At 62.1% G+C, this 18063-nt stretch carries 18 protein-coding genes; 14 read left to right on the top strand and 4 right to left on the bottom strand.

The features are described 5' to 3' along the window. Positions 1-146 precede the first annotated feature (146 nt). From ACFOD4_RS04705 to ACFOD4_RS04640, 14 genes are all read left to right on the top strand, one after another. Positions 147-872, top strand: coding sequence for a hypothetical protein (locus ACFOD4_RS04705; protein WP_379594780.1), 726 nt, complete (start codon positions 147-149; stop codon positions 870-872). 434 nt (positions 873-1306) lie between these two features. Further along, the gene (locus ACFOD4_RS04700; protein ID WP_379594779.1) at positions 1307-1846 is read left to right on the top strand and encodes a hypothetical protein; all 540 of its coding nucleotides are present in this window, start codon (positions 1307-1309) and stop codon (positions 1844-1846) included. A 409-nt stretch (positions 1847-2255) separates the two neighbouring features. Next, positions 2256-2519, top strand: coding sequence for a type II toxin-antitoxin system Phd/YefM family antitoxin (locus ACFOD4_RS04695; RefSeq protein WP_379594778.1), 264 nt, complete (start codon positions 2256-2258; stop codon positions 2517-2519). Beyond that, positions 2506-2775, top strand: coding sequence for a type II toxin-antitoxin system RelE family toxin (locus tag ACFOD4_RS04690; RefSeq protein WP_379594777.1), 270 nt, complete (start codon positions 2506-2508; stop codon positions 2773-2775). Before ACFOD4_RS04695 ends, ACFOD4_RS04690 begins: the two co-directional genes overlap by 14 nt. A 168-nt stretch (positions 2776-2943) precedes the next feature. Continuing rightward, positions 2944-3159 (top strand): hypothetical protein, encoded by a 216-nt coding sequence (locus ACFOD4_RS04685; protein ID WP_379594776.1) that lies wholly within the window; start codon positions 2944-2946, stop codon positions 3157-3159. Between the two features lie 228 nt (positions 3160-3387). After that, positions 3388-3660, top strand: a complete 273-nt coding sequence (locus ACFOD4_RS04680) for a hypothetical protein (protein ID WP_379594775.1) — start codon at positions 3388-3390, stop codon at positions 3658-3660. A gap of 61 nt (positions 3661-3721) precedes the next feature. Beyond that, complete coding sequence (locus tag ACFOD4_RS04675; RefSeq protein WP_379594774.1) at positions 3722-5602, top strand: GmrSD restriction endonuclease domain-containing protein; 1881 nt, start codon at positions 3722-3724, stop codon at positions 5600-5602. Positions 5603-5632: 30 nt separating this feature from the next. Next, a complete protein-coding gene (locus tag ACFOD4_RS04670) occupies positions 5633-7234 on the top strand; it encodes a class I SAM-dependent DNA methyltransferase (RefSeq protein ID WP_379594773.1) in 1602 nt (533 codons plus the stop codon). Positions 7235-7256: 22 nt separating this feature from the next. After that, on the top strand, positions 7257-8489 hold the full coding sequence (locus tag ACFOD4_RS04665; RefSeq protein WP_379594772.1) for a restriction endonuclease subunit S: 1233 nt from the start codon (positions 7257-7259) through the stop codon (positions 8487-8489). Further along, on the top strand, positions 8489-8908 hold the full coding sequence (locus tag ACFOD4_RS04660; protein WP_379594771.1) for a hypothetical protein: 420 nt from the start codon (positions 8489-8491) through the stop codon (positions 8906-8908). The genes ACFOD4_RS04665 and ACFOD4_RS04660 overlap by 1 nt, the downstream gene beginning before the upstream one ends. Positions 8909-8931: 23 nt before the next feature. After that, positions 8932-9399: a hypothetical protein gene (locus ACFOD4_RS04655; RefSeq protein WP_379594770.1), complete on the top strand. Its 468-nt coding sequence runs from the start codon at positions 8932-8934 to the stop codon at positions 9397-9399. Between the two features lie 5 nt (positions 9400-9404). Continuing rightward, positions 9405-12581: a type I restriction endonuclease subunit R gene (locus tag ACFOD4_RS04650; protein WP_379594769.1), complete on the top strand. Its 3177-nt coding sequence runs from the start codon at positions 9405-9407 to the stop codon at positions 12579-12581. Between the two features lie 47 nt (positions 12582-12628). Next, the gene (locus tag ACFOD4_RS04645) at positions 12629-13411 is read left to right on the top strand and encodes a YaaW family protein (protein WP_379594768.1); all 783 of its coding nucleotides are present in this window, start codon (positions 12629-12631) and stop codon (positions 13409-13411) included. Next, positions 13408-14445, top strand: a complete 1038-nt coding sequence (locus ACFOD4_RS04640; protein ID WP_379594767.1) for a hypothetical protein — start codon at positions 13408-13410, stop codon at positions 14443-14445. Before ACFOD4_RS04645 ends, ACFOD4_RS04640 begins: the two co-directional genes overlap by 4 nt. On the opposite strand, the gene ACFOD4_RS04635 is transcribed toward ACFOD4_RS04640, so the two are convergent. The 4 genes from ACFOD4_RS04635 to ACFOD4_RS04620 form a co-directional block, all read right to left on the bottom strand. Further along, positions 14418-14879: a hypothetical protein gene (locus tag ACFOD4_RS04635; RefSeq protein ID WP_379594766.1), complete on the bottom strand. Its 462-nt coding sequence runs from the start codon at positions 14877-14879 to the stop codon at positions 14418-14420. The two genes, ACFOD4_RS04640 and ACFOD4_RS04635, sit on opposite strands and share 28 nt — an antisense overlap. A gap of 690 nt (positions 14880-15569) precedes the next feature. Next, complete coding sequence (locus tag ACFOD4_RS04630; RefSeq protein WP_379594765.1) at positions 15570-16547, bottom strand: DUF2971 domain-containing protein; 978 nt, start codon at positions 16545-16547, stop codon at positions 15570-15572. A 139-nt stretch (positions 16548-16686) separates the two neighbouring features. Next, a complete protein-coding gene (locus ACFOD4_RS04625; RefSeq protein WP_379594764.1) occupies positions 16687-17400 on the bottom strand; it encodes a site-specific integrase in 714 nt (237 codons plus the stop codon). Between the two features lie 135 nt (positions 17401-17535). After that, entirely contained in the window at positions 17536-18033 is a 498-nt protein-coding gene (locus tag ACFOD4_RS04620; RefSeq protein WP_379594763.1) for a hypothetical protein, read from the bottom strand. Positions 18034-18063: the final 30 nt, after the last annotated feature.

Below are 18063 nucleotides of genomic sequence, written 5' to 3'. Positions count from 1 at the left end.
GGCCCGTTGGCGCCGCTCGAAATCCCTGCCCTTGAGGATATGCACCTGCCCCACGTGAACGGGCTCGCGGCCGTAGATTATGAGCGCAACAAAGCTGGGACTGCGATGCAGGACCTCTGGTCCTATGTGCGGCAGGAGATCATGCTGTGAGCGGTCGGGTCCGAGGTAGGCCGAGGAACCTAGACCTCGGCGACGATGATCTCATTGCCGGTGACCCTCGCCGTGAGGTCGCGGTCGCCGATCATGCAGAGGCCGAGGAAAGCCGACCAGCCATCGAGGCATTGTTCGGCGGGATGCCATTAGCACGGGACACGCACCGGCTCGGACAATTCCTAAGCACGCGCTCCGTTATCCGAGAAGAATGGGGCAGGGCGGGGAAGGCGTTCCTCGCCATTGGGCGGGCGCTCCTACAGATCGAGGGCATCCTGACGCCAGAGGAGTATCGGCGGTTCCGCGCCGAGTGCGCCAAAATCCTTCCATTCTCGGACGCCAACGCCTCGAAGTTCAGGCAGATCGCTCTCGCGGTGGAGGATCGGCGGATCGAGGAGCGGCTACTGCCCGGCGCATTCTCCTCAGCCTACGAGCTTTCAACGCTCGACCGTTCCGTCCTCGCCATCGCCATGGAGCGCAATCTCGTTCGACCCGATGTCGGCCGGAACGAGTTACTGGCGTTCAAGCGGGATATGAAAGCAGGCCGAATGGTCATCGAGGGCACGGCCGAGCCAGTGGAGCGAACCGTCTCGCTGCGTGGGCTGCAACGCGAGCGAGATCGCATCCGACGCGAACTGGACCGTCTTGCAGACCAGCAGGCTCGCCTCGCGCGCGATCTCGAACGAGTGCAGATGCAGATCGCCGAGGCATCTGGGCAGTAATCGCCATGATTCCGGCCGATTACCACCGAGGCGAACTAGAAAACTTGGTCGAAGACCAACTTATCGCGGTGTGGAGACCTCGAATACTTTTCGTTCAGACGGTGCGCGTGGACACTTTGCGTGAGTATTCAGGCGGCCCATTTCGCGCCCGAACTTCCACGGTTCGAAATTCGACTTGTGCTCTAACAGGCGGCAGATATTCTAGCTGCTGCTCAAGCCTGTGGAGGATGCGAGCAGAGTCGTAATCTAGCCCCAGAACGCACAAACCCCAGACCTTGCAGGGTCTGGGGCTCGTGTCGGACCTCTCAACGAGACCGAAAAGGTTGGTTCCTTTCCGGACTCTACACCGCCGACCCAGCCACGCAAGCCTATTTTGCGTGAACAGGAGAGGTGCGTCTTGTGAGCGGTCCTCGGGCCAACCGAGGAGGCGAGCCTTGGCTCGACCTGTTAACGCGCCCTCGTGCGCAGCCACCCATCAGCATCGCGGCGCCCTGTGGCGTCGGATGCTCAGGATCAACCAGACCAACCGCCGGAAGCGCGGGCAGGGGCCGATCACGCACGGCTACGCCGTGGTCTACGACTACCTGCTCTGGAAGGCGCCGCGCGGCCTCGGCGTCCTGATCCCTACCAAGGCCACCATCGCCTCCGCCACGGGCGTCTCGCTCGCCACGGTGAAGCGGGCCATCGCGGCTCTATCGGCATGGGGCCTCCTGCTGGTGCATCCCCGCACGCTCTCCGGGATGGTGCCCTCCGTGGTCGCCGGGCGCATCCACATGCGGCGGGCCGAAATGGCGACCAGCAATGCCTACTCGTTCCCGGCCGATCTGCCGGATTTCGGGGGGGCTCAGTCTGACCCGGTAATGAACCCTCTCTCTATGAGAGAAGGGAATCGAAGAGGTGTGGATGGGCGATGGATGCCTGCCGCGACGGCTGCGATGCTGGCACGACTGGCCGAGAAATGGGGACTTGTATGACGGACCATCCGCTCAGGGTGATCAAGCGGCCGAGAGCAAGGGTGATCCCATCGTATAAGGATACCGAAGCGCCACGCTAACGGCGTGGCCTTCCAACATGCGACTGGCGATGCCGGGCCATCCCTACAATGGCAAAGCGCCGTAGGCGCACCACAAGCACGTCATGATGCTGATGAATGAATGGCTTGATCACCAGCGCGGTCCACCGCCCTTACGTCTGGCCGCCGAGGCAATAGGGCAACGTCGGCTCATTTTTGGTATGGGAGGTTTACCAAACACGATCTCGAAACGGTTAACGAAGCCATTCTTGAAGCCGACCTCGAACCGCTAAATGACTTAGGATCAAATAGCACTTTAAATCGTGCGGTATAGCGTGCTATACGCAAGCTTGGAAACGGAGGGGATAGCTATGCCTGCTGCCCTGCTGGCAGATGTTTCGGTGACGATCACCGAGGTAAAAAAAGCGCCGATGGACGCTCTCGGCGCTGGTGCCGATCATGACGAGATCGTCGCGATCATGCACCATTCTGAGCCGGTCTACTATGCGATGACGGCTCGCCGGTATGCTGCCATGCGTAACCGGATGGAGGAGCTTGAGGATGCGCTGTTGGCGCGGATGGCGAAGGAAGCCATGAACGAGCCCCGCGTCCGGGTGAACATTGACGACCTATAAGCTCGACTTTTCTAAGTCTGCCAAAAAGACTTGGGACAAGCTCGACAACAGCGTCAAGGCGAAGCTCAAGGCCAAGCTGGTCGAACGGCTGGAAAATCCGAAGGTGCCCTCCGCGCAGTTGCACGGAGAGCCCAACCTCTACAAGATCAAGATCATGGTGCCGGGGGTCCGGCTGATCTACCAAGTGCTCGACGACGAAGTCGTGGTGCTGGTGCTCAAGATCGCTAACCGGGACGAGGTCTATGATGACTTCTGAAATCCTCTGGGACCCTATTGCGCCTCCGCCGGGCCATCACATCTGGTCCCGCGCCGATGAACTGGACCGGTCTGATCTGCTCACGCATCTCCGCGAAACCACGTGGCTCTATGAGGCTGCCGCACGGATGCTCTGCCGCCCTCCCGACTGCCGTGGGAGCACGACGCCATGTGGCGCGAGGCCGGGAAGGAACTGCGGCGGCTTCTAGCCGAAGGCAGTCCGCCCGAAGCGTGGGAGGCGGTTTATCTGCTGTTCGTCGCGGCGGACGAAGCGGGCTTCGGTGATCGAACGGTTGGGGAAGATGCTGACCGAGACGATGGCCTGACCGCCGAGGAGCAGCGAGCGATTGAGCAGGACGCCGCGATCCGCGCAGGCAGCCTGTAGCGGGGTTCCTTAACGGCCTTTTGCCGTCTGATGTGCATTGCTCTGGGGCGGCCTAACGCTGCCGCGCGGAACCACCTCGGCCCGTTGAACACCAAGAACAGCCGACCCCGACGAGTAGCCAGTCACGGCAGAGCCCCCGCAAAATTCAACCCTTGCGCGTTCGGAACCTTTACAATTTTCCCGCTGATCGGCGATGATCAGGGCCATCGGGGGCTATAGGGGGCCATCATGGTGGGCGGGATGGTTGAGGTGCGGGACTATGTCCTGTGGCCGAAGCATATTCATGGCGATGCGACGCTGCGCGATGAGTTGCTGGCGCTGGATGCCGGAGCCGTTGTCACCCTCGACATCGGCGGGGTCGTCGGAACATGGGCCAAGATGGCGGCCGGGAAGCACGGAATGCCAACACCCGGTTTGCGAGCCTTAGGACAGGCCCGCACCCATTGGCATGGCCTGTTCCAAAATGAGCGCGGCGCCGTGCTGCCGATCCGCAAGCCATGACGCGCCTCACCTTCGCCGCTTGCCGCATGACTTCACGCCCGTTGCTCGGAACTCACGCGCGATGACCGCAGAGACCACATTTGACGCCACTTCAGACACCTTGGCGAACCTGCTGAATGAGGTCGCCACCGGCCGCATCCAATTGCCGGATTTCCAGCGTGGCTGGGTCTGGGATGACGAGCACATTGCGGGCGTGATCACCAGCGTCGCACGCTCCTTTCCCATTGGCGCCGTCATGACGCTTCAGACCGGTGGTGAGGTCCGCTTCAAGGCTCGCACGGTCGAAGGGGTCAGCTTCAAGGGTGAGCCGCCTGATCCAGACCGCCTCCTGCTCGATGGGCAGCAGCGCCTGACTTCCATGTATCAGGCGCTCAAGCTGAAGGACGCCATCCGCACAACCCGTAATGGCAATCGGCGTGCCGTAGAGGTATTCTACTATGTGGACATCGCCAAGGCGCTCGGCTCGGCGGAGGAGCGCGAAGAAGCAGTCTTCAGCGTCCCGGCGACCAAGCGCGTGACGGCCGATTTCGGACGCCAGACGCTGTTGGACCTCAGCACGCCCGAGGGCGAGTATGCGGCGCTCATGTTCCCGCTGAACCAGACCTTTTCCTGTGAGGATTGGTTCGACGGGTTCCGCGACTTCTGGGAATCCGACAAGGCCAAGAAGGACCTGCTGAAGCCCTTCCGCAAGGAGTTCATCGACACCTTCAAAAGCTACGCCGTCCCGGTCATCCAGCTTCGTCGCACGGCGAGCAAGGAAGCAGTGTGCCGGGTCTTCGAGAAAGTGAACACGGGCGGTGTCGCGCTCACTGCCTTCGAACTGGTGACCGCCACTTATGCGGCGGATGGCTACAATCTTCGCGAGGATTGGCTGGGCAACCCGAAAGCCTCCCCGCCGGTCACGGGCCGAAAGGCGCGAATGGCTGAAGCAGGCGAGGTCCTGAAGGTCATCGAGGCCACAGATTTTTTGCAAGCTGTCAGCTTGCTCTACACCATGGCAGGCAAGGAGAAGACCGAAGCGAGGGAGGGCGGCAAGGGCATCCCCTCGGCTATTAGCTGCACCCGACAATCCATCCTTGACCTGCCACTAGCCGGTTACCGCGACCATGCCGACCGAGCGGAGGAAGGTTTCCGGCGCGCCCGCCAGTTCCTGTGGCGCGAGATGGTGTTCAGCGGTTACGACCTGCCGTATCGCACCCAATTGGTGCCGCTGGCTGCTATTCTGGTCAGCCTTGGTGGCCGCTGGAACGATGCCTCGGTCCGCGCGCGGGTGCGGAATTGGTTCTGGTGCGGGGTCTTCGGCGAACTCTACGGCAGTGCCATTGAGAGTCGCTTCGCCCGTGACCTTCCTGAGGTGGTCGCATGGGCGCTGGGTGGCGAAGTGCTGCCGCAGACGGTGCAGGAGAGCAACTTCGTCACTGACCGGCTTCGCACCCTGCAATCCCGCCAATCCGCCGCCTATAAGGGCCTGCACGCGCTGACCATGCAGGGTGGCCGGGCACTCGATTGGCGAACCGGCGCCGGGGTTCAAGAGCAGACCTATTTTGACGAGAGCATCGACATCCACCACATCTTCCCGCGAGCATGGTGCGAGAAGAAGGGGATCGGTCGGGGCCTCTACAACTCCATCGCCAACAAGACGGCGCTCTCGGCGCCGACCAACCGTTTCCTCAGCGGTGATGCGCCATCGACCTATCTGCGCCGTCTTCAGGATCGCCAGAAGCTCGATGCCGAGCAGGTCGATGCTTTCCTCGCCTCCCATTTCATCGACCCGGCACATCTCCGGGCCGATGACCTCATGGGCATGATGGTTGCCCGCGCCGAGGCGCTGGCCGCCTTGATCACCGAAGCCACCGGTCGCCCGGTTGGTGGCCGCCCCATGGCCGAAGCGTTCGGCCATGTCCTGCCTGTAGACGAACCGGCCGAGGAGTTCGCCGCGTGACGGCCAAGTTGATGACAGGGACTGCCTGATATGCCGCGTGGACGACCGAGGACGAACCCGGAGGCCACCCCGGCCGCGACCTTGAAGAAGATCAAGGACAATGGCGCGACGCTCGGCTTCGAGGCGCAGATGTTTCTGGCCGCCGACAAGCTGCGGAAGAATCTCGAACCCTCCGACTACAAGCACGTCGCCCTCGGCCTGATCTTCCTGAAGCACATCTCGGTGGCCTTCGAGGCAAAACGCGAGGCGCTGCTGGCCGAAGACGCTTCGGCGGTGGAGGACCCGGACGAGTATCTGGCCGAGAACGTCTTCTGGGTGCCGAAGGAGGCGCGCTGGTCCCACCTTCAGGCCAATGCCAAGCAGCCCAGCATCGGCAAGATCATCGACGACGCCATGGCGGCCATCGAAGATTCAAACGAGCGGCTGAAGGGCGTTTTGCCGAAGAACTACAACAGCCCAAGTCTCGACAAGCTTATGCTCGGTGAGTTGGTCGATCTGATATCGAAGATCGGCATGGGTGAGCCCGGCGACAAGGCCAAGGACGTGCTGGGCCGGGTCTACGAGTATTTCCTTGGCGGCTTCGCGGGGTCCGAGGGCAAGCGGGGTGGCGAGTTCTACACCCCAAGCTCCGTTGTGCGAGTGCTGGTCGAGATGCTGGAACCTTATAAGGGCCGCGTCTACGACCCTTGCTGCGGTTCGGGCGGCATGTTCGTGCAGTCTGAGAAGTTCGTGGAAAGCCATGGCGGTCGTCTCGGCGACATCGCCATCTACGGGCAGGAGAGCAACTACACCACGTGGCGGTTGGCGAAGATGAACCTCGCGGTGCGGGGCATCGACGCCGATATCCGTTGGAACAACGAGGGCTCCTTCCACAAGGACGAACTGCGCGACCTGCGCTTCGACACCATCCTCGCCAACCCGCCCTTCAACATCTCCGACTGGGGCGGCGAGCGGCTGCGGGAAGATGCCCGCTGGGTTCATGGCGTGCCGCCCGCCGGGAACGCCAACTACGGCTGGCTGCAACACATCCTCTGGCACCTCGCGCCCGGCGGGCGAGCGGGCGTGGTGCTTGCCAATGGCTCCATGTCCTCCGGACAGAGCGGCGAGGACGTGATCCGTAAGGCCATGGTGGAAGCCGACGTGATCGACTGCATGGTCGCGCTGCCCGGCCAGCTTTTCTATTCCACCCAGATTCCGGCTTGCCTTTGGTTCCTCGCCCGCGACAAGAATCCCGGCGGTGGGCTGCGCGACCGGCGCGGCGAGGTGCTGTTCATCGACGCCCGCAAGCTCGGCACGCTGGTGGATCGGACGCGGCGGGAGCTATCAGGCGAAGACATCGCCAAGATCGCCGACACCTATCATGCATGGCGCGGCCAGCCTGAGGCAGGCAGCTATGCTGACGTGCCGGGCTTCTGCAAGGCGGCCTCATTGGATGACATCGAGAGACACAACCATGTCCTGACGCCCGGCCGATATGTCGGCGCGGCTGATGTCGAGGATGACGAGGTGCCGTTCGAGGAGCGGTTCGCCAGCCTACGCGACACCTTGGAGCGTCAGTTCGCGGAGGCGGAAGCCATGGCTGATGCGATCCAAGAGCGGTTGACGACAGTTGCGTATGGGAGCGGGGGATGACCGCCCTCGAAGGAGCGCAGTGATGTCTATCTACCCGGTCTGCCCTCTCGGCGAGATCGTCGAGAACTTCGACGCTCAACGGCGGCCCGTGAAAAGTTCAGAGCGAAGGCCCGGCCCGTATCCGTATTACGGCGCGCAAGGCGTCGTAGACCATGTAGATGGCTTCCTGTTCGACGGTGAGTTCGTCCTCGTGGCAGAGGATGGAGAAAACCTGCGTTCCCGCTCTCAGCCTATCGCACTACTAGCGCGCGGGCGCTTCTGGGTGAACAACCATGCACATATCCTGCGCGGCACCCGGTCTTTGGACACCCGGTTCTTATTCTACGCCATCAACCAAGCTGACATCGCAGGCTACGTAACCGGCTCGACGATACCCAAGCTTTCACAGGGTAGTCTCAATCGCATTCAGATTCCCTGCCCGCCAATCGACGAGCAGCGTGGGATCGTCGCCATCCTCGGCGCCCTCGATGACAAGATCGACCTGAACCGGCGGATGAACGAGACGCTGGAAGCGATGGCGCGGGCGATCTTCAAGGACTGGTTCGTCGAATTCGGCCCGATCCGCGCCAAGATGGACGGCCGCCCGCCCTACCTCGCTCCCGACCTCTGGGCGCTGTTCCCTGATCGGCTTGATGATGAAGGGAAGCCGAAGGGCTGGGCGCAAGGAAGCCTGCATCAATACGCCACGCTGAACGCGGAGACGTGGACGCAGTCCGCATATCCCGAATCCGTAGAATATGTTGATCTGTCCGGCACCAAGTGGGGATATGTCCAAGAGACCAGCGTCTTCTCCCGGCAAGAAGCTCCGAGCCGCGCCCAGCGTATCCTTCGGGCTGGTGACACGATTGTAGGGACGGTGCGGCCGGGCAATGGCTCGTTCGCCCTGATCGGGCGTGACGGCTTTACCGGCAGCACTGGCTTCGCAGCCCTTCGGCCCAAGAGCCAGTTCTGCCGTGAACTCGTTTATCTGGCCGCGACCGCAGAGGACAACATCGAGAGGCTGGCCCACTTGGCGGATGGTGGGGCCTACCCGGCCGTCAGGCCCGATGTCGTGGCAAACACAGAGGTCTGGCATGTCAATGAGGCCACGCTTCGCGCCTTCCACCATCTGACGGCCCCACTGCTTGACCAGTTCCTTCACCATCACAAGGAAAGCCGCACCCTTGCCGCGACCCGCGACCTTCTGCTCCCGAAGCTGATGTCTGGCGAGGTCCGGGTGCGGGATGCCGAAAACCTGCTGGGCGCCGTCGCCTGATGGATGACCGGGAGCTTCTCAAAGACGGCGCGGTTGGGCTGCTGACAGCCATCGCAGAGGAACACCCTCTCGGTCACCAGTCGAGCAAGGCGGCGCGCTTCGTCCTCACTTCCCGCCACGGCGTGAAGGTCGAGATCATGTTCGAGAAGAACATGACCAGCCCACCGAACCTCTGGTGCCTTGAGAAGGCGGCAGGCCCGGCGCTGATCGCCCGGCTCAAACCGAAACCGTCACCGGCCAGTAAGCTGAGGACCTCCTATGGCCCTGATGGCAAGGTCCAGTATGGCCGCCACAGCGCCCTCGAACGGATGGACCAATTGGGTGAGGACGATTTGGTGTGCTTCGCGCCCGAATCCTTCGCCGAGATCGGCGAGATCATCGACCGTCTCCGGAGCGTCGCACCCTCAGACATGGCCTGAGGCATGAAGGAGAGAAGTCCATCATGGAAAGCGAGCAATCGGGCGAAAGCGATGTCGGCGCATTCATCAGCCGCTATACGGACAAGGTGATCAGCAGATTCGCTGAACAGCGATATGATCGCCTTATCCGAAAAGCCATCCATGCGATGCAGCGTGTTCCGGCGGCCGCATTCACCGATGATCGTGAGCACCGGTCGCTATGGGACGACTACTGCCACTTGCAACAGAACGCACCGGATCGCGGCCCTTCTCGACTTGCTTGGGAAGTTACTGTTGGCACGATCTTAGATGGCATTGTTGCAGCCATACCTGTGGAAGATGCAGCACTTCTAAGCCTACCGGCACTCTGGAACCTCGATGACGACGACCTACTGAGCGAGACCGGTATCCGTATTATGCCCAATGCGATTCGAGAGGTGCTCGAAGCGAGGTTACTAGATCGAGCAAAGAGCCGGGACATATCCCGATCCACTCCTGTCCTGTTCAGGTAGCCACCATGCCAAACCTCGATGAGAGCCACGTTGAAGAAGCCGCCCTCGCATGGCTGGACGAGCTTGGCTACGCCACGGTCAACGGCCTGACCATCGGTCCGGACGCCACGGCACCGGAACGCGCCAGCTATGGCGACGTGGTGCTCATCGGCCGTCTCAACATTGCCCTCCGCAGCCTGAACCCCACCTTGCCGGAAGAGGCGCTGGCCGAGGCCCGCGCTAAGGTGCTGCGGAGCGAGACCCAGTCGCTTCTGGAAGAAAACCGCCGCCTGCACCGTTTCCTCGTGGAGGGGGTGCCCGTCGAGGTCCGGCGACCCGATGGCACGATCAGCGGCGAGCATGTCCGCCTGCTTGATCTCGATGACCCGGCGGAGAATGACTGGCTGGCGGTGAACCAGTTCACCGTGGTGGAGAACAAGGCCAACCGGCGGCCCGACGTGGTGGTCTTCATCAACGGCTTGCCGCTGGCGGTGCTGGAACTCAAGCACCCCGGCGCCCAGAACGCCACGCTGGACGGCGCCTACAACCAGCTTCAGACCTACAAGGCGCAAATCCCCTCCCTGTTCCGCACCAATGCCGCCCTGATCATCTCGGATGGCATGGCGGCGCGGATCGGCTCCCTGACGGCGGACCGGGAGCGGTTCATGCCGTGGCGCACGGTGGATGGCGATGACGTGGCGCCCAAGGGATCGCCCGAACTCAAGACCGTGCTGCACGGTGTGTTCGAGCAGCGGCGCTTTCTGGACCTGCTCCGCGACTTCATCGCCTTCGGTGAGACCGACCGGGGCGTCATCAAAATTCTGGCGGGCTACCATCAGTTCCACGCCGTGCGCCGTGCCGTGGGCTGCACCGTGGAGGCGACCCGGCCGGAAGGCAATCGCAAGGTCGGCGTCATTTGGCATACGCAGGGCTCGGGCAAGAGTTTGCTCATGGCCTTCTATGCAGGTTGTGTCATCAAGCATCCGGCCATGGAGAACCCGACCCTCGTCATTCTGACCGACCGCAACGACCTCGACGACCAGCTTTTCGGCACCTTCTCGATGTGCCGCGACCTGCTGCGTCAGACTCCGCAGCAGGCCACGGACCGCGAGCACCTGCGCCAGTTGCTGGACCGGCCCTCCGGCGGCGTCATCTTCACCACCTTGCAAAAGTTCACGCCGGAGCCGGGCTCTACCGACTACCCGTTGCTAACGAACCGGCGGAACGTCGTGGTGATGGCCGATGAGGCACATCGCAGCCAGTATGGGTTGAAGGCCAAGGTGGACAGCCGGGACGGCACCATCTCCTATGGCTTCGCCAAGTATATGCGCGATGGCGTGCCGAACGCCTCCTTCATCGGCTTCACCGGCACTCCGGTGGAAAGTGGCGATGTCAGCACCCGTGCCGTCTTCGGCGACGACATCGATGTCTATGACATCAGCCGGGCCGTTGAGGACGGCGCCACGGTGCCGATCTACTACGAGAGTCGCCTTGCCCGGATCGAGTTGGACGAGGACGAGAAGCCGAAGATTGACGCTGAGATCGCCGACCTTGTTGGGAACGAGGCCGAGAGCGAGCAGGACCGGCTCGGCCGGAAATGGGCCAGTGTCGAGGCGCTGGTCGGTGCCGAGAAGCGCATTGCCCTAATCGCCGAGGACATCGTCCAGCATTTCGAGGCACGGATCGCCGCCTTGGACGGCAAGGGCATGATCGTCTGCATGAGCCGCCGCATCTGCGTGGCGCTCTACGACGAGATCATCAAGCTGCGCCCGGACTGGCACAGCGAAGACGACGAGGCCGGGGTCATCAAGGTGGTCATGACCGGAGCCGCTTCTGATCCAGCCGAGTGGCAGCAGCATATCGGCAAGCGGCCAAAGCCCCGGCGGGAGTTGCTGGCGAAGCGAACCAAGAACCCGAAGGACCCGCTCAAGCTGGTCATCGTCCGTGACATGTGGCTGACCGGCTTCGACGCGCCATCGATGCACACGATGTATATCGACAAACCGATGCGCGGCCACGGGCTGATGCAGGCCATTGCCCGCGTGAACCGGGTGTTCAAGGACAAGCCTGCCGGGCTGGTGGTGGATTACATCGGTATCGCCCAGAACCTCAAGGAGGCGCTGAGCCAGTATTCCGCCGGGGATCAGGACCAGACCGGTATCGACGAGGCCGAGGCCATTCGGGTTCTACAGGAGAAGTATGAAATCGTCCGCGCCATGTTCCGCCCGGATATGGCGGGCGGCTTCGACTACCGGCCCGCACTTGACCCCAAAACCCCGCCACAGGACCGCTTGACCCTCTTGGCAGGGGCCATGGACTGGGTTCTGACCTTCCAGCAGGAGCAAGCGGCAAAGGAGACCTCCGACGAGGGCAAGAAGCGGGCGCATCGCCGCTACGGCGACGCCGTGGTGGCGCTCTCGAAGGCGTTCTCCTTGGCGGCCGCCAGTGACGAAGCGCAGGCCATCAGGGATGAGGTCGGCTTCTTTCAGGCTGTGCGCATCACTCTGCTGAAGGATACCTCCACCGGAGGCGGTGGTCTCCGCACAGGTGCCGACCGCGAGATGGCGATCCAGCAGATCGTCAGCCGGGCAGTGGTGACGACCGAGATCGTAGACATCATGAAGGCGGCCGGGATCGAGAGCCCGGACATTTCCATCCTGAGCGACGAGTTCTTGGATGAGGTCCGCGAAACGCCGAAAAAGAACCTAGCCATCGAGGCGTTGAAGAAGCTCATCAATGGCGACGTGCGGTCGCAGGCACAGCGGAACGTCACTCAGTCAAAGGCATTCACCGAGCGGTTGGAAGCGGCCATTGCGCGCTATCACACCAATGCCCTGACGACGGCGCAGGTGTTGGAGGAACTGATCCAGCTTGCCAAGGACATCAAGGCGGCGCGGTCACGCGGAGAGGATGTCGGCTTGAGCGATGAGGAGATCGCCTTCTACGACGCACTGGCCGAGAACGAGAGCGCCCGAACCGCCATGGGCGAACCAGCCCTTCGAGTAATCGCTTTAGAATTGGTTAAGAATATCCGTAGCAACATCACGGTGGACTGGATGCACCGTGAAACAGCCCGTGCCCGCATCCGCGTCCTCGTGAAACGCATTTTGCGCCGGTATGGCTATCCGCCCGATCTTCAGGACTCGGCGGTGCAGACCGTGCTGCAACAGGCGGAGGCGCTGTCTGCGGCATGGGCTATGTAAATCATTGAGCTTCAGGCTGGGCAGACGAATAGCTAAGCGAAGCTAAGATGACGAACGAGACAGATGATTTGCGATCAGGTGATATCCTGCCCGTCCTAAGGCGGGCCAGCCATGAGGACCTGAAGCGCATCGTGGAGGCGCTGGACAGGTCTTGGGATGTGCGGATCAAAGCAGACGAGCGGTATCAGGCTTCGCAGCACGATCTTACCACCATACCCGAAGTGATTGCTGATTATGTCACCCGTGCCGGCGGGAACGCTATCTGCAACTGGTGGCGCGGCAGCGGACCGATCTACGGGGAAGTGCTGCGGGATGTCTGTGGCGTCATGAGGGTGAAAGTGCCCAAGGACATGGGTGCCTTCGAAATGGAAGAGACGCTCCTGCGCGAGGTCATGGAGCGCGTATGGGAAGGCATGACGCCAGACGAGCGTGCAGAGTTCGTGCGCGACGCCAAGGCGCAGATGAATGCCACAGGAACCGAGTTTGAGGATGCGTCCAGCAGCAAGCTCTGGCTCCTCTCCTTCTCAGCCCTTGCTGGGCAAATTGGTCTCGGGATGGCAGGCTTCATCGTTTACCGGGTCGCCCTGCAAGTTGCGAACATGGCCGCCAAGCAAGTGATCGGTAAGGGTCTGGCCTTTGCCGCCAATGCGGCGTTGATGCGTGGTATTGCGGTTGTTATCGGGCCGATTGGCTGGGGCGTAACGGCAGTTTGGACGGCCGTAGACGCCGTAGGACCGAGCTACCGGGGCCTTGCTCCGGCTGTGTTCCATATTGCTGCTCTGCGGCAACGCTTTCTATGGCAGGACGACGAAGAGTCGGTGCCAGCATGAGTGGAATTCCTTCTGGTATTTCGGTGCTCTGCCATATTCCTCAGCACCTTGTTGAGGGATTTATCTCGGGTGAGTTCCGGCTCGACGGCGGTGTCATGCGACGAGCCGCTGGCGCCGGTCAGGGCCAGATCGTTGGCATCCTAATCGAAGGCAAAGACCTTGTTCGGCAGGTCCAACAGGGTCTTCCTATCGATACTCAGGCTCTTCAAGCTGCTATTGGTAACGCCCAGATGGCATCGCAACTTTCGCTCGGCATTGGGGTGTTAAATCTTGGCGTGCAGGTGGCTGGATTTGCCATGGTGCTGCATCGTTTAGACCGGATCGCCGGTCAGATTAAAGCTGTTAGAGGCGAGCTTCAGGCTATTGGTCAGAACGTCGAATGGTTAGCGATAGAGCAGATGGCAAGTCTCCGTGCCGATGCTGCGAACGCTATAGCAACGGCAGAACGAGCCGAGCGTCAGGGTGACCGGAACCTACTCAACCACGCAAAAACCTTGGGTGATCAAGTGCGCCGTCACCTACTCAACCTCTGTGATCAGATGCTGGTGACGGGGCGAGCCATTCCGCAGCGCAGCCTCTTCGAGGAGTTGATGAAGATGGGTGTATTGGTGGCCTACGCTGAATCCCGCTGCGACGAAGCGGTGGAAGGCTCCAAGCAAGCTGCGCTCGATCTCACGGCGTCAGTCACCCAGTTCCGCAAACTTTCCGACAGCTTCCGAAGTAGGATAAGCAGCTTCGAGAGCAATCCATTCGAACTCATTCGGATTGGCAATGTCGGCCGTGCTGAGGTCAAGAAGCTGGCGCGCCGAGTGGATGATCTCGTCAGCCGGTTAGAGAGCTACGTGCCGCAGCTTGAACTGCAACATGCCCTTGGCCTCGATGCGGCAGAATGGCGGGCGCTAACAGCACCAGAAGCTGGCAGCTATATTACCTGCATTACCACAGACACCGAGGAGCACGGCGACCTGCTTGAGCGCGCTACGGCACATCGCCATAGCGCCCGTGTTCAAGCAATGTCGAGCAGCACCGGGTGACGGATCGGCGGCGTGATGACGAACGGGTTCGCCAGCGTCAGGTGGAGTGCGCCGAAGGTGGGGCTGTCAGCGAGATCAAGAATCAAGCGGCCGACCAAGGCACGCTGCGACTGTGGAACCACCATACGCAGGCAGCGGGCAGTGTCACGTAGATCGCGAATAGGAAAAATCGTGACCTGTTTGCTGTGCTTACAATATTGCACATCCTCGGGATGAGAAAGAAACATCTTCAGCAGCGTTGCCTGAGTCGAGGTTACTGATTGCACTTCGATCATCCAGTCGTCTTGCTCGATGATGAGATAGTCTGCCTCCACTGCGCAGACAGCATCCATCACCGCCGCGTAGTCCCGAACTCGGTAATGTAGCGCCACCCGCTGCCATGTGTGGCCCCAAGAGCGCCGTTGCAGCGCGGAGGCGATGTGGACGGCGGTCATGACTTACACGCCGGGCGTGGCAGTTGCACCATCGATGATGGTGGGGCGGCCGGTTGCGGCGGAGCCGGGTTGCCCAGCGGGCGTGGCGCGCGCGGTGGTTTTGATGGCGGTATTACCGCCCGCAGAAGCTCGACATAGCGCATGGCTGATCTCCGAAGCAGCGAAAGGCTGCTTGGCTATTTAGATCAGCCGAAATGCTCGATGCTGAAGGGGACTACAGCCCGACGCGCCCCGAGGCATTGCCGAGGAACAACTCGCCGTCGCGCAGATACGTGCGGAGCACCGGCAGCGAGCGGTGCCGCGTGATGCGCATGATCAGCCGCTCCTCGATGCCGTGCTGGGCGGCCGAGGTCGCCAGCCCGGAGCGCAGCGAATGGCCGGAGTGAGGGTGGGATCGAGCCCGGCCAGTAAAGCCCGCTTTTCAGCATCAGCGCCACGGACCGGTCGCTCAGCACGGTGCCAAGATTGCTGTGTCGGTCGATCTTGCGAAGCAGCCACACTTTTATAATCGCTGGCCGCTGCCAGCCATGTCCAGAGTGCCATCACCGGGCGGGTGGGCGAGCCGGTGCGCACGACATCAAGAGTCTCGCCCGCGCCGTCCTAATCGGTTTTGCTGCGGCGGATACGCAGCCGCAGACCTTCTGCTCACTGAGATCAACGCCCTGCACTAAATTGCCACAGTAGGCTTCTTCAAAGCGACTGGAACGGGATGGACGAAGCATCCACTGCGACTTGTTCGGCTGAATAGCCGCAGGCGCGGAGCATATTCCGAACACTTTCCACCGATACGTGACGGTGCGGCGAAGGTCCAACCCGTATGTGGGAGATCGGCAGTAGTGGGCCGTCAGGATTACTCTGAGCGGGAAAGCGGAGTGGGAAATGCCGAGCCATCATGGATCGCCGTTGGCGGAAGACCAACTTTTTATAATCCTGCTCTGTCAGCCGATGCATGAAACGCCATTCGGACTCACCAATGAAGGCAGGATGCTTAATCGCAGGACCAAGCCAAGTGATGATGTCAGACCATGTTGGAAGGAATCCTTGTGCCCATGCTCCATCCGGAAGATGTCGCCGCGCCTCTAAACCCATCATGAAATTGCTCACTGTGGAAGCCGCCATTCGCTCGGCTAAAGCATGGTGCGATGCTGCGTCGTAATTGACACGAAAGATGCTTCGACGATGCTCCTCGTGGACACCAAACATGAGCCAATCAGTGTTGAAGCCAATAGCATAACCGCCCTCTCCACCGGCATAGCCACGCCATTGCGAGAGGTCGTCATCCTTCTCCGTTAGGCAAGCAACGAAAACATTACTACCGAGAGCACTGCCCGAGGAATCGCCGGAGAGAACGAACTGCAAGAACTGAGCTTCCGTTGAACTGTCCGCTGCGTTCCTTTCCTGTCTCCTAAGAGCATCGAATAGAAGGCTGGACGCATAGTTCATCTCCCCAGCGTCGTTCAGGCAAGAGACGTGGGTTGACCAGAGGCTTCCGCTGTTGAGCATTCCGATCAGACCATCTCCACTGGTGTAATGCCATAAAACGGATGGAGGTCGTGGAAGAAATGAACGTGTCTCGGCCAATACCTGCCGCCAGTAGCTACTCTTTTCAACTTCGGTAGGAAGATGCTCTGGGCGGCTTTCCAGCTTGACGATCTGAGGTTCAGTCACGAGTCATGTCCTTGTGGTAAGCCCTTGCGGCCTTTGATCTACAGTCCGACACGCCCGGAGGCGTTGCCAATGAACATCTCGCCGTCGCGCAGATAGGTGCGCAGCACCGGCAGCGAGCGGTGCCGCGTGGTGCGCATGATCAGCCGCTCCTCGACGCCGTGCTGGGCGGCGCTGGTCGCCAGCCCGGCGCGCGCGAGTGCCCCGAGAAGACCCCCGCCTCAAGCCCGGCCAGCCCCGCGCGTTTCTTGACGATCTGCGCCACGGACTGGTCGCTCAGCGCGGTGCCGCAATTGCCGTGCCGGTCGATGCGGCGGAACAGCTTTCCTTCGGCAATCTGCGCCGCCTCCCGCCACGCGCGCAGCGCGGCCACTGGGCAGGTGGGTGAGCCGGTGCGCACCACGCCGAGGGGTTCGCCCGCACCCTCCGGATCGGTCTTCGAGCGCCGGATCGTCAGGCGCAGGCCCTCGGACACGTCGGTTAGGTCGTCCACGGTCAGCGCCACCAGTTCGCTGCGCCGCAGGGCGGCGGCGAAGCCGAGCAGCAGCAGCGCCCGGTCGCGCGTTCCGGCCAGCCCGGTGTCACAGGTGCCGAGCATGGCGCGCAGCAAGGGCGTGGTGGCGGCGGCGACGCGACGCGGCGCGGTGCCCTTGCTACGGCGGATGCCGCGTAGGACATTATGAATCGCCGGGTGGCGGGTATCAAGCCGGTGGCCGTGCAGCCGGTGCAGCGTCGAGATTGCGGCAAGACGGCGTCCGAGGTGGCAACCGCCAGCCGTCCGGCCAGATGCGTCAGGTAGAGGCCCACGGTCTGCGGCAGCGCGGGCAGCGGCACCGCGCCGTGCGCGGCGCACCACGTGGTGAAGTCGTGCCAGTCAGTGGCATAGGCGCGCTGCGTGCTGGCGCCGTGGTGGCGCGAGCAAAGTCCGCCGCCCGCTGCGCGAGGTCGGCCAGCGCGGCCGGGAGCGGCGCGGCGGCGGGCGGCGCCGGGATCATGCGGCGTCGTCGTCCGGCAGCAGCAGGTGCGAGGCGGTGGTGAAGATCGACGGTTGCGGCACGCTGAACGCCTTACCGGTGACGGCTCCCAACAGGCCCTTCACCCGCTTGCCCAGCAGCGGGTTGATGCGGTCCTTCACTTTCACCCCCTTCGCATAAGGCTCGGCGGCGATCAGCTTCGCGTAATCGGCCGCCCACGCGGCATCCTCGGTCATCAGCCGCCGCGCCGTCTCGGCGATGATGTCGCTGCGCCAGCCCTCGGTGCGGATGATCTCCGCCGCCTTGCTGCCGAAGCGGCTGATCACCGCCTCGCGCAGCAGCAGCCACGCGCGCAAGTCCTCGGGCAGCAGCCCCTCTTTGTCGAGCGCCTCGATGATCCACCAGACGATCTGCTCGTTCGGTTCGCGGCCACTGCGGGCGGCGGACTGGCCGAGTGCCTTGGCGATGGCGACATCGAGGCGCAGGGCAATAACGCTGTCGGGGGTAGGGGTCATGGTGGCTCCGGAGGGCGGGAGGCCCGGCGA

The sequence above is a fragment of the Teichococcus globiformis genome, from assembly GCF_042646265.1.
Lineage (GTDB): Bacteria > Pseudomonadota > Alphaproteobacteria > Acetobacterales > Acetobacteraceae > Pseudoroseomonas > Pseudoroseomonas globiformis.
Note: the sequence above shows the minus strand (reverse complement) of the source record. Positions and strands in the feature narration are given on the sequence as shown.